Genomic DNA, 9,938 nt, shown 5'->3' with positions numbered 1-9,938 from the left:
CGTTTCGCCCTCTACCTACCAGCGACCGCGCACCCCCGCGCGGCCCCGAAGAAGAACGAGGGATCAGTGGACGTATTCGGCTTGGGTGGACTCACGGTCGCCGTGATCACCAGCCTCACCGGGCTGCTGGCACTGTGGATCCGCGCCCGCTGGCGGGTGAGTCACGAGAAGGCCCGCGGTGACTCGCTGATCGCGATCGCCGAGGCGCTGCCCGGCGGCGGCCGGTTGCGCGACCAGCGCGCCGACGGGTCATGCATCACCCTGACAGTGCCCGCCGCGGCGGGCAGCGGGAACCGCCGTGGATGACAAGACGACCGAGCGGGCAGAGCCGCCGGCGCGACTCTTCGACTCGTACTGGGTAGTCGACCAGGCGGCGACCCAGTTGGACCCCGTCCCGTCCGAACAAGAGCGGATTCGCAGGGAGTTCAGCGCCTTCTACAAGGAGTTCATGACCCGCCTGGGCGCCTGGCTGATCCTGCACGGTTGGGCCTCCGAGGCCGACGCCTATGACGTCGCGCAGGACACGATGCGCCTCGCGTACGAGAGGTGGTCCACCATCGAGCACCCGAGGGCCTGGGCGCGACGGACCGCGTCCCGTCTGTGCGTTGAGCGCCTCGCCAAAGGCCAGATGCTACCGGTGGAGGACATTGAGGACCGGATCCCGCGTAAGGGCGACGCCTCCGCCTTCGCCGCGTCGGACACCCTGCAGGACTTCATGACGGCCCTGCAGAAGCTCCCGCCGCGCCAGCGTCAGATGCTGCTGTGGGCCTACGAAGAGTACGAGCCGGCCGAGATCGCCGCGGAGCTCCAAGTGACTCCGGAGGCGGTGCGCAGCAGCCTGTGGAAGGCCAGACGCAAACTCGCCCAGTTCATGCGGGCTCAAGATTCGGATGACCAGTGAGCGAGGGGGTGGATATGAGCGACCGGACCACGGGAACGCCGAACGGCCGTCCCGGGACCTCCGGCCCCGAGTCGCTCGTCCGGCGGTGGAACGACGAGGCGGTGGACGCGGCGGGCCAGGCTGCTCTCGGCGAGATCCAGCGGCGGCTTAACCAGACGTGGGACGTCAAGGTGGGCCTTCGGGAGATCCTGCTCGCGGAGCACTACCGCGGGGCGATCGAGGCCCAGGCCGGCAAGTTCGACGTCGAAGCGGGCTTGGCCGACATTGTTGGTCCGTCTGACGCGCAACTCGACGGGTGGGCGAAAATCCCCGGCCCCACGGCGACGTGCGACGCGGAGGTCCGCGCGCCCAACTTCTACGAGGTCTTCGAGACTCACCGCGAGTCACGGTCCTGGGGGCCGATGGACGTTCTGGACCGGCTCCGGTGCTTGGCCGTGGACATGGTGGACACCCTGGAGGAAATCCGCCAGTCCGACGGGGTGGCGCTCATCGAGGACAGCCTCTACGCCGACACCATGTCGACCGCATTGCGGTCGGCAGGGGAGCTTGAGTCGCTCGTGCGCAGCCTGGAAGAGCGACTTGTGACCCGCAGCCAGGCGGTGAGCGTGGTTGACCGCGCATCTGAGGTATGCGTGACAATGTGGCACATTCTGAAGGCTCGTGTCCTGGCTGAGCTTCTCCCATGGGACCTCAGATTCGCAGTTCGGAGCCTGGTCGCGATATCGGAAGAGGCGTCCGACCTTCGTCTGCCCATCGCGCGGCTGTTCGATCCCTCGGACGACCTCGTCGACATGCTGCTGTGACCGGCCGGGCGGGGGGCGGCCCCCGCCCGGCCCGTCTCGGTCATCCGGCTTCGACGACCTCGTCGATCTCCCGTTCGCCGGTCGAGTCGTACGTGCTGTTGTCCTCCTGGTCGGCGGCCCAGCCCTCAAGGTCGCACTCGGTCAGGGTGGCGAGGGTACGTGGCGCGGCGTGCGGGATCCGCTCCTTCTCGACGAGGTAGTCGAAGAGCTCGGCGAACGGCACGGTCGCCTCGTGGTTCTCGCTGACGGTCCACCGGACGGTGACCCGCTCCGGCTCAGGCGGCGGCGGAGGGCCAACCGTAGGGTCGGTGAGGGACGCGTTCAGCGGCTCCCACTCGACCTGGGTACGCCGGTTGGCGGCCTCCCACGCTGCCTCCGCGCACGCGTTGTCGCGTTCGTCCTTGGTCCAGGCGTTCCACTCGTCGCGGGGGAACTCCAGGACGGTGCCAGCGACTTCCAGCTGGGCGCCGGTGCCGTCAGCGGCGGTCGCTGTGATCCGCACCTGGACCGGGTCGGCCAGCGTGGTGGGTTCGGTTTTGGTCATGGGCTGCTCCATGGTCAGACGAGGTCGCGGTGGCCGCAGGCGTACAGGGACTGCCGCAGGTACGCGGCGGTGAGCGGTCGCCGGGTTCGTCGGGCTTCCAGCGCGGCGGCCGTGGCGGCGGCCGGGGTGAAGGCGACGGCCAGGTCCTCGATCAGGATGGTTGGACGGCCGGCGGTGGGGTCGACGGCCACCCGGCAGATGACGTCGCCGGCGACGTCGCCGGCGAGGCAGGCGGGGCAGGTGCCGCGCCAGCCCGGGACGTAGGCGGCCAACGGTCGGCCGGCGACGAGCGGGGCGGCGCTGGTGCGTACCTCGTGGGCGACGCCGTCGAGGACGACGACGATGCGGGTGGTGCGCTCAGCGCGGGGTATCGGAGTCAGGGCTGGTGGTGCCATCGGGGTCCTCCTCGTGCTGCGGGTCGCTCACCCGCGTGCCGATGTCAGGGTGGTTGAATCCCTGCTTGCGCAGGTAGCGCAGGGCGTCGCCGTTCGTGGCGAACGGGATGTCGTGGTGGGTGGGGTGATACTCGGGACCGGTGGCTCCGGGTCGCCAGACCTCAAGGATCACGCCGGGGTCGGCGGGGGTCAGGTCGATCCACCATCCGCCGTTGTACGTCTGCCGGGGCTTGTCCACGGCTCCTCCTCGCTGGTGGCTGGATGGGTCGGGGCCGGCCCACTGTGCTGGCCGGCCCCGTTTTACGTCTCCTGCTACTCAGTCGTTGAGCGCGGCCAGGCTCCCGCCGATGCAGGCGAGTGTGGCGAGGATCAGTAGTGCGACGGCCATCCAGGCCCACGAGCGCTGGGGGTGGCGATGTGCTGCCATAGTCACTCCTCCGTCTGCGGGTCGCTCACCCGCACACAGTAAGTCTATCATGTTTGTGAAGAACACGCAGGTCGCGCCCCCTACCCCCGGCCGCGCTGGCCAACGCGCCCTTGACCCGCTCGGGCCGCTACCCTGCCGGCCCGAACGCCAACACCCCCACCGAGTCGACGCGGTGACCCCACGCTCCGGCCACACGGCCGGAGGCCGGGCCGGCATCGTCGACGTCCGCCGGCCCGGCCCCGCCTTCCCATCCCCGCAGAAGGGCCACCAGCGCCGTGACCACGATCGCCTCGCCCCAGGTCAAGCTCATCGCCTACACCCACTTCCAGGCGCCCGACGACGTCCCGTGGTCGACCGACGCCAAGGGCGGCCAGGCGCTCGCCGAGTTCGCCGGGCGGGCCTGCTACCAGTCGTGGAAGAAGCCGAACCCGGCGACCGCCACCAACGCCGGCTACCTCGCGCACATCCTCGACGTGGGCCACCTGAGCGTGCTGGAGCACGGCTCGGTCACCTTCTACTTCACCGGGGTCTCCCGCTCCTTCACCCACGAGCTGATCCGGCACCGCCACTTCTCGTACTCCCAGCTCTCGCAGCGCTACGTCCCGGAGCGGGACGCGGCCATGGTCGAGCCGGCGGTCATCGCCGAGGACCCCGAGCTGCACAAGCGCTTCACCGAGGCCGCCGAGGCGAGCGTGCGGGCGTACACCGAGTTGCTGGAGGGTCTCGAGCAGCGCTTCTCCGACGAGCCGAACCCGACACTGCGTCGCAAGCAGGCCCGGCAGGCGGCCCGCGCGGTGCTGCCGAACGCGACCGAGACCCGGATCGTGGTCACCGGCAACTACCGGGCGTGGCGGCACTTCGTCGCGATGCGGGCCACCGAGCACGCCGACGTGGAGATCCGTGAGCTGGCCGTCGAGTGCCTGCGCCAGCTCCAGACGGCGGCGCCGAACGTCTTCGCCGACTTCGTCATCTCGGCCTTGCCGGACGGTACGGAGGTGGCGGCCACCCCGCACGCGGAGTGACGCGTACGCCGGGACCACCGAGACGACAGGGCCGCACGGTATGCGTGCGTTGGCGGCTAGGTCTCACCATTGAGGGTCGGCCTTGGGAGTGGGGGGAGTAGATGGTGGTTCGACAGCGGCCACGGCGCCGAGTTCTGCCGTCTCGACGCCGGGGATCGCAACAGCCGCGCGAGCGATCCAAGGTCATCGACTGGGTGCAGGCGTTGTCTGGTCTGTGCGCGGTGGCGGTCGCGATCCCAGCGCTGATCGTCGCCGGCGTTACCTACAGGGACCAGCAGGACATCAACCGCACGCAGCTGGAGATGGCGCAGCTGGAACGCGACCGGTACGAGCAGAGGTACGCCTCCCGGGTCGCCTTCTGGTGGTTGACTTACCCCACCACGGGTGGGCAGCCCGGCCGGCTGAAGTTGCAGAACCGCTCGCCTGTCCCCATCCGCGCGATCAACCTCATCGCCGTGGCGACAAGCGGCCAACCGACGCCACAGCCGCAGGTCTACTCCCTCTTGACGGACGCCCCACCCTGTGTGGTGCTCACGCTCAGCCTGCAGACTCTGCCTAGTGACGAGGAGTTCTGGCGCAGGCGTGACCCCGACGTCGGAGTGCAGTTCACCGACCCGACGAGGTCGTGGTTCCTGTCGCGGACCGGGCTGGAGCACGACAGCGGTGACCTCATCTTCGCCACGTTCCCATTGAACGTGCTCGCTACCGAGGTGCCTGGCACGCGGGAGTCTGCTGGTGACTGCGGTGAGGGCGGGTAGTCGCGCAACGCACGTGTCGGTAGGGAGACAGACCGTTGCCATGACACAAGACGCGAATTATCGTCAATGTGTGCGGGTGAGCGACCCGCCTGATTGGGGAGGACCACCATGAACTACGCCACGATGAGCAGCCTTGTCACGTTCGCCGCGGTGTTCGCCGCGACGTACGCCCTGCATCCCGCCGCCGACCACTGGGTGCAGACCCAGAACCAGGCCGACCACAAGGGCTGCGACCCCGACCACGGCACCGGCCGGCACCAGCACTGCTCGACGCGACGGTCCCGCTGGTACTGCGTCAAGCACGTCGCGACCTACGGGCTCACCCAACTGGCCGGAATCGCCGTGCTGGTCGCGGCCTTCGGGCTCCGGCTCTCCCCGCTGTCCCTGACCGTGGGGATGGCGATCAACCTGGGCACCCACTACCTCGCCGACCGGCGGGTGCCGTTCCGGGCGATCGCCGAGCGGCTCGGCTCCGGGGGCTTCTACCAACTGGGCCTGCCCCGGGCCGGGCGGGACGACAACCCGTCGCTGGGCACCGGCGCCTACGCCCTGGACCAGTCCTGGCACATCGCGTTCCTGTTCTTCAGCGCGGTGGTCATCGCACTCTGACCGGCGCAGCACGAAGCCCTCCACCTTGAAGGTGGAGGGCTTCGCTGTACCTGGCGCCCTCAGCCTGACGGCGGGGGCGCCGCTTCGCGTCTCGGGGCGCAGTCCGGACCGATCGGCGGGTCCTGCTGGACGTCTCCGCAGTCGCCCCACCGGCAGGCGAGCACCAGGTGTCCCCCGCAGTCGCAGTTCAGCCAGCCGCGGGCGGATCGGGTGGCGGAGCCGCCGTCGTAGGGGTGGCCGCGCCGGCACGTCGCCGGCGGGTCGCCGACGAGTTCCCGCACCGGCCGGTGCTTGACGGCGGTGACGTCGGGGTGCGCGCGGGCCCAGGCGACCAGGCGGCCGACGGCGGCGACGCTGTCGACCCGGCGGGCGGAGAGCCGGTCGCCGGGCAGGCCGGGACGCCATCGGACGTCGACCTGCCAGCGGCGTACCCACTCGGACACGATGCGACCCTATCGAACATGCGTTCGATAGGGTCGCTGACCTGCCGGGGTGGACACTCGGGGGTCATGCCGCGCGGCGCAGTTGCCACCACTGGTGCGGCTCGGCGGCCTCGACAGACACGCCTGACAGCCCGGTACGGTGCCAGCCGTCGGCCTCATGCAGCGGGATCGGCTGGGCGAACAGATACGTCTCCCCAGGCAGCCCGCTCGGCTGAACCACGGTGGCATGCCGATGGGCATACGCCGCGGCGTACAAGTCGCGCCCTCGGTAGCCATGGCGCTCATAGTTGTCGGAGCACCGCAAGACGTCGGCCTCAGCCACGGCCGCAGCCCACGCCGCAGGCACCCACCCTCGCCCATCATGGACGATCGCTACGGACCAAACCTTGTCCGGCCGCTCATCGAGGCGGTGCTCGGCGTCGGCCCACATTTGGGCCAGCAGTAGCTGATCGGTGCGGATCTGGCCGAGGAGTTCCTCGTACCGCGAGTCCCCAGCCCGCACCAGGATGACGTCGCTTCTCACTGCGGGGACTCGGCGGCGTTGCGGATCTGGTACAGCCGGGCCGGGGTGAGGCGGGCTGCGCTGGCGATGTCGTCGCGGCGCAGCTCGGTCTTCATCAGGGCCCTGATCAGGGTGTCGCGGCGCTCGGCCAGCGCGCCGATCTGGGCGGCGGTTTCCTCCAGCTGCACGAGCAGCTGGGCCGTCCGGGTGGCCACCGCTCCGATGCTGTAGCTCTTCTCGATCGCGGTGGTGACGAGTTCTACGCCTGCCGGCGTGAGCGTCAGGGTGATGTCGTCCCAGAGGTCAGCGTCGTCCCGGATCTGATCGACGTGGACGGTCACTACGTCGCGGGCGGCGTCGAGCGTACCGATGCCGTGCAGGTCGCGGATGACTGCGGCGAGGTCGTCGATGCTGGTCCCGGCGGCGTGCTCGGCGGCCGGCTCCGTACCTGTGTCGGCATCGGGACCGGTCCAAACGCGGACTCGCCAGTTGCTGCCCTCCGCGAGGTTTTGGTCAGCGGCGACGGCGGCCGCGAACTGCGCGGCCGTGGTGTCGTCCTCGTCGCTCTCGACGGTCTCGGCGGGGTGGAGTGCCTGCCAGATGCTGCCGTCGGCGTTCCCGGCCTCGATTTGAACGGTGAAGGTTGCCATTGCGGTCTCCTGAGGTTGCCGTCGCTCTCGACAATCAGACTCTATAGCTGACTATAGGAATCAGTCAAGCCGGCTATAGAGTTAGATACCGATCACTGGGCCGCCGCCGGCGATACCGCCGTACAGGCCGGGCTGGCCGCTCAAGACGTGACACCCCAGGTCGATCGCTGCGAGCACTGCCGTGGCCGCGTCGACCCGGCCCACGGTGTCCAGCGTGACCGCGAGGGCCTGCCAGCTGTCCGGATCCGGGCTGAGCACCTCGACGGCGCGGTGACTGACGAGCAACGCCAGACGGTCCTGGTCAGTGACGACACGAGCCGCCTCCGCGAGACACAGCACCGGCAGGCCGACCACGCAGCCCTCTTCGTCGGCGACCTCGGCGATGACCTCACCCACGCCGATGGACTCGCGGCAGAACGCGACGATGGCGCTGGAGTCGAGGACGACCCTGACGGTCGGGTCGGTCACGCGGCGCGGGCCGGCAGGCCGAGCTGCTCGCGGGCCTCCGCCTCCAGCGCCGGCGTCCACCGGTCGCGGGCATCGTCCAGGCGGCGCCGGGCGCGCGCTTTACCCTCCTCGGTCACCTCGATACCGACTGCGGCGAGCATCGCCGTGGTGTCGGTGCCGGTGTCCGGTTCGTGGCTGGCCATGTCCGCAGAATACCCCTGGTCAGGCGGGTAGTCACCCACGACGTGGTGCGGCCCCCAACCCGCGTCAGGTTGGGGGCCGCGTTTCGCGGGTCGAGCGGGACTGAGCGTACTGCGCGGCGCGGAGGTGGTGGCTGGTGAGGCGGATGACGGCGGACGTGGCACGCCGCGTCGGGGCGACACCGTTCAGGCCAGGTGGCAGACCGCTCGTACCCTCAGCCCTGTGTTCCTGTCGCCCTACGTCTGGCCTGCGACGCTGCTCGCCCGGGCTGAGCTCGGCGACCTGGCGACGTGGATCGGCGCGATCGCCAACGTCGCCACCGTCGTCCTCGCATTGACAGCATCCCTCGTCGGTTTCCGGGTGTACCAGATCGAGTCCGGCCGCGACCAGCGGGCGGAGGAGGACCGTCGCGAACGTGCCGAGATCGAGCGACGCGGCCAGGCCCAGCTCGTCTCCGTGTGGTTTGACACGTCGACCCCGCCGAAAGAGATAGACACTGATGCACGCGGGCGCAAGATCTGGCCGGGAATTGTCCTGCCGGTTGACGGGGCCGGGCACCTGCTCAATGCATCCAACCTCCCCGTACACGACGCGGAGCTTCACTTCGTCGTCGTATATCCCGATGAGGCGCACATTCGCGCGGACCCGTGGGCTGATGCTCCTCTTCGTACCAGCCGCGGTGTGGCCTCGATCGGCACCGTCCCTCCTCACCGAGGGATTGTGAGCGTTCCGATACGGCCCTACCTGACCGCGGAGGCCGAGCACTCATTGTTGTGGCATCGCATAGAGGTCAGCGTCATTTTCCGCGACACCGCAGGGAGGCGCTGGCTACGTAACGCTGAGGGCTACCTAGTCGAAACGCCGGCACAGCCACCACCGCCCTAGAGTCACCGGCTCACGGCTCGCTGGTGCAAGTGAACGAACGGTCCGCGCACCCCTGCGCTGAAGTGCGCGGCGGCTTCGAGAGCGGTGCGGATCCGCCGGCCCGGCGGCTGGCCGGCGGTGGCGTACAGGGCGCCGAGGGCGATGTCCTGGCCGCAGCCCACCGCGGCGTACCCGTCGGCTGGTTGGGCGACCTGGAAATCACCCCAGACCTGGAAGAGGCGTCCACTGACGCCGACCAGGAAGCTGCCGCCCTCCTCGCGGCCGCGGTCGCGGGACAGCCATCCGCCCTTGTCGAGGCAGGCGCGTACGGCGTCGACGAATGTGGTGGCCATGTGCCGCTCCAGCCGGTCCGTGCCGGTCGGCGGCCGGGGGGCGTCGAGGGCGTAGCGGAGCAGCTGGCCCATGCGGAAGCTGTCGGTGAAACCCATCAGGTACGGGCCGGCCCTGAATACCTTCGCGTCGGCTCGGACGCTGGATGACCAGCCGGGACCGACGCCGGCGGAGTCCCCGCCGATGTGCACCGCGCCCTGGTGGACGAGGCCGACGATGGCGGTCACGCGAGCATCCGGCCGGTGCGGGGGTCGTACGGGACGGGCACGAGGACCCGCTCCGGCGGACGAGGGGTGAAGTGCAGATGGACTCCCACCGCCGCGGCGTTGGCGATGCTCGCGATCGGCCGACGGAGGTGGTCGATCGCGTCGAGGGCGGCCGTCACGGCGTCGGTGGGGTCGTCGGTGTCGGGCACCGTGATGCCCCGGTCGGCGAGGCCGATCCGGAGCTGTTCGATGGCGCTGCTGGCCGTGCTCACTGGATCGCCTCCCACGCCGTCCGCTCGATGGCGTCGCTGATGCTGGAGAGCAGGTCGGGTCCGGGCGGTGTGAGGTCGGCGTCGGTTACGACCGTCGCGGGGGCGGCCGGCGCCAGCCTGGTGTCTGCCTGCACCGGCTGGTGGCCACGGCCGGCCCGGTACGCGCGCAGCAGCAGCCCGCCCTGCACGACGTGGCCGTAGGCGGCCGGCTGCTCCTGGTGGAGGCGGGCCAGCTCGTCCTCACCGGGCCGGTACCACTCCCACGCTGGGGTCCGCGGGGCGCGGGCCGGCCACACCTTCGGGTAGCCGAGGCTCACCGCCATCTGCTCGCAGCTGCCGTCGCCGGCGCGACAAGCGAGCATGGACGGGGTGGTGCCCCGCGCCGCGTCGACGGTGACGGTAAAGCCGGTGCAGGTGGTGCAGTAGTAGGCGTTCAGAGCCCCGCCGAGGTGGGCGACGGTGAAGGCGTTGCGGGTATCCACCTTCGGTCCGCGGGCCAGGCGGCGGCGGAAGGCGCGGCTGTTGCTCATCGGGTCGGGACCT

At 70.1% G+C, this 9,938-nt stretch carries 18 protein-coding genes; 7 read left to right on the top strand and 11 right to left on the bottom strand.

The annotated features are described in order from the left end of the window. The first annotated feature begins 66 nt into the window (after positions 1–66). Genes OOJ91_RS34235 through OOJ91_RS34225 form a run of 3 tightly spaced genes read left to right on the top strand, consistent with a single transcriptional unit; the run spans position 67 to position 1,704 of the window. Complete coding sequence (locus tag OOJ91_RS34235; RefSeq protein WP_266251832.1) at positions 67–306, top strand: hypothetical protein; 240 nt, start codon at positions 67–69, stop codon at positions 304–306. Further along, positions 299–901, top strand: a complete 603-nt coding sequence (locus tag OOJ91_RS34230) for an RNA polymerase sigma factor (RefSeq protein WP_266251829.1) — start codon at positions 299–301, stop codon at positions 899–901. Before OOJ91_RS34235 ends, OOJ91_RS34230 begins: the two co-directional genes overlap by 8 nt. Positions 902–915: 14 nt before the next feature. After that, positions 916–1,704 carry a hypothetical protein gene (locus tag OOJ91_RS34225; RefSeq protein WP_266251827.1) on the top strand — a complete coding sequence of 263 codons (789 nt, stop codon included), beginning with the start codon at positions 916–918 and terminating at the stop codon, positions 1,702–1,704. 40 nt (positions 1,705–1,744) lie between these two features. Here the strand turns inward: OOJ91_RS34225 and OOJ91_RS34220 are convergent, their stop codons facing one another. Genes OOJ91_RS34220 through OOJ91_RS34210 form a run of 3 tightly spaced genes read right to left on the bottom strand, consistent with a single transcriptional unit; the run spans position 1,745 to position 2,881 of the window. Further along, a complete protein-coding gene (locus OOJ91_RS34220; protein ID WP_266251825.1) occupies positions 1,745–2,248 on the bottom strand; it encodes a hypothetical protein in 504 nt (167 codons plus the stop codon). A gap of 14 nt (positions 2,249–2,262) precedes the next feature. Further along, complete coding sequence (locus OOJ91_RS34215; protein ID WP_266251824.1) at positions 2,263–2,643, bottom strand: hypothetical protein; 381 nt, start codon at positions 2,641–2,643, stop codon at positions 2,263–2,265. Continuing rightward, a complete protein-coding gene (locus tag OOJ91_RS34210; RefSeq protein ID WP_266251823.1) occupies positions 2,606–2,881 on the bottom strand; it encodes a hypothetical protein in 276 nt (91 codons plus the stop codon). The genes OOJ91_RS34215 and OOJ91_RS34210 overlap by 38 nt, the downstream gene beginning before the upstream one ends. Before the next feature lie 473 nt (positions 2,882–3,354). Between OOJ91_RS34210 and thyX the strand changes: the two genes are divergently transcribed. The 3 genes from thyX (at position 3,355) to OOJ91_RS34195 (ending at position 5,459) form a co-directional block, all read left to right on the top strand. Then, positions 3,355–4,092 (top strand): FAD-dependent thymidylate synthase, encoded by a 738-nt coding sequence (thyX, locus tag OOJ91_RS34205; protein WP_266251881.1) that lies wholly within the window; start codon positions 3,355–3,357, stop codon positions 4,090–4,092. 194 nt (positions 4,093–4,286) lie between these two features. Next, the gene (locus OOJ91_RS34200) at positions 4,287–4,850 is read left to right on the top strand and encodes a hypothetical protein (RefSeq protein WP_266251821.1); all 564 of its coding nucleotides are present in this window, start codon (positions 4,287–4,289) and stop codon (positions 4,848–4,850) included. 108 nt (positions 4,851–4,958) lie between these two features. Continuing rightward, positions 4,959–5,459 (top strand): transcriptional regulator, encoded by a 501-nt coding sequence (locus tag OOJ91_RS34195; protein WP_266251820.1) that lies wholly within the window; start codon positions 4,959–4,961, stop codon positions 5,457–5,459. 59 nt (positions 5,460–5,518) lie between these two features. Here OOJ91_RS34195 and OOJ91_RS34190 read toward each other — a convergent pair whose 3' ends face one another. The 5 genes from OOJ91_RS34190 to OOJ91_RS34170 form a co-directional block, all read right to left on the bottom strand. Further along, on the bottom strand, positions 5,519–5,902 hold the full coding sequence (locus OOJ91_RS34190; protein WP_266251818.1) for a hypothetical protein: 384 nt from the start codon (positions 5,900–5,902) through the stop codon (positions 5,519–5,521). Between the two features lie 64 nt (positions 5,903–5,966). After that, a complete protein-coding gene (locus tag OOJ91_RS34185; protein WP_266251816.1) occupies positions 5,967–6,425 on the bottom strand; it encodes a hypothetical protein in 459 nt (152 codons plus the stop codon). Continuing rightward, positions 6,422–7,054 (bottom strand): hypothetical protein, encoded by a 633-nt coding sequence (locus tag OOJ91_RS34180; RefSeq protein WP_266251814.1) that lies wholly within the window; start codon positions 7,052–7,054, stop codon positions 6,422–6,424. Before OOJ91_RS34180 ends, OOJ91_RS34185 begins: the two co-directional genes overlap by 4 nt. 81 nt (positions 7,055–7,135) lie before the next feature. After that, positions 7,136–7,522 (bottom strand): hypothetical protein, encoded by a 387-nt coding sequence (locus tag OOJ91_RS34175; protein WP_266251812.1) that lies wholly within the window; start codon positions 7,520–7,522, stop codon positions 7,136–7,138. Then, positions 7,519–7,704 carry a hypothetical protein gene (locus OOJ91_RS34170; RefSeq protein WP_266251810.1) on the bottom strand — a complete coding sequence of 62 codons (186 nt, stop codon included), beginning with the start codon at positions 7,702–7,704 and terminating at the stop codon, positions 7,519–7,521. Before OOJ91_RS34170 ends, OOJ91_RS34175 begins: the two co-directional genes overlap by 4 nt. Before the next feature lie 220 nt (positions 7,705–7,924). Here OOJ91_RS34170 and OOJ91_RS34165 point away from each other — a divergent pair, with 220 nt between their 5' ends. Then, positions 7,925–8,587, top strand: coding sequence for a hypothetical protein (locus OOJ91_RS34165; protein WP_266251808.1), 663 nt, complete (start codon positions 7,925–7,927; stop codon positions 8,585–8,587). Positions 8,588–8,589: 2 nt separating this feature from the next. Here OOJ91_RS34165 and OOJ91_RS34160 read toward each other — a convergent pair whose 3' ends face one another. Genes OOJ91_RS34160 through OOJ91_RS34150 form a run of 3 tightly spaced genes read right to left on the bottom strand, consistent with a single transcriptional unit; the run spans position 8,590 to position 9,925 of the window. Next, positions 8,590–9,144: a hypothetical protein gene (locus OOJ91_RS34160; protein ID WP_266251806.1), complete on the bottom strand. Its 555-nt coding sequence runs from the start codon at positions 9,142–9,144 to the stop codon at positions 8,590–8,592. Next, positions 9,141–9,395: a hypothetical protein gene (locus tag OOJ91_RS34155; protein WP_266251804.1), complete on the bottom strand. Its 255-nt coding sequence runs from the start codon at positions 9,393–9,395 to the stop codon at positions 9,141–9,143. The genes OOJ91_RS34160 and OOJ91_RS34155 overlap by 4 nt, the downstream gene beginning before the upstream one ends. Continuing rightward, positions 9,392–9,925: a hypothetical protein gene (locus OOJ91_RS34150; protein WP_266251802.1), complete on the bottom strand. Its 534-nt coding sequence runs from the start codon at positions 9,923–9,925 to the stop codon at positions 9,392–9,394. The genes OOJ91_RS34155 and OOJ91_RS34150 overlap by 4 nt, the downstream gene beginning before the upstream one ends. Positions 9,926–9,938: the final 13 nt, after the last annotated feature.

The sequence above is a fragment of the Micromonospora lupini genome (genome assembly GCF_026342015.1).
Classification (GTDB): domain Bacteria; phylum Actinomycetota; class Actinomycetes; order Mycobacteriales; family Micromonosporaceae; genus Micromonospora; species Micromonospora lupini_B.
The sequence above is the reverse complement of the archived record's forward strand: the minus strand, read 5'-3'. Positions and strand labels throughout refer to the sequence as shown.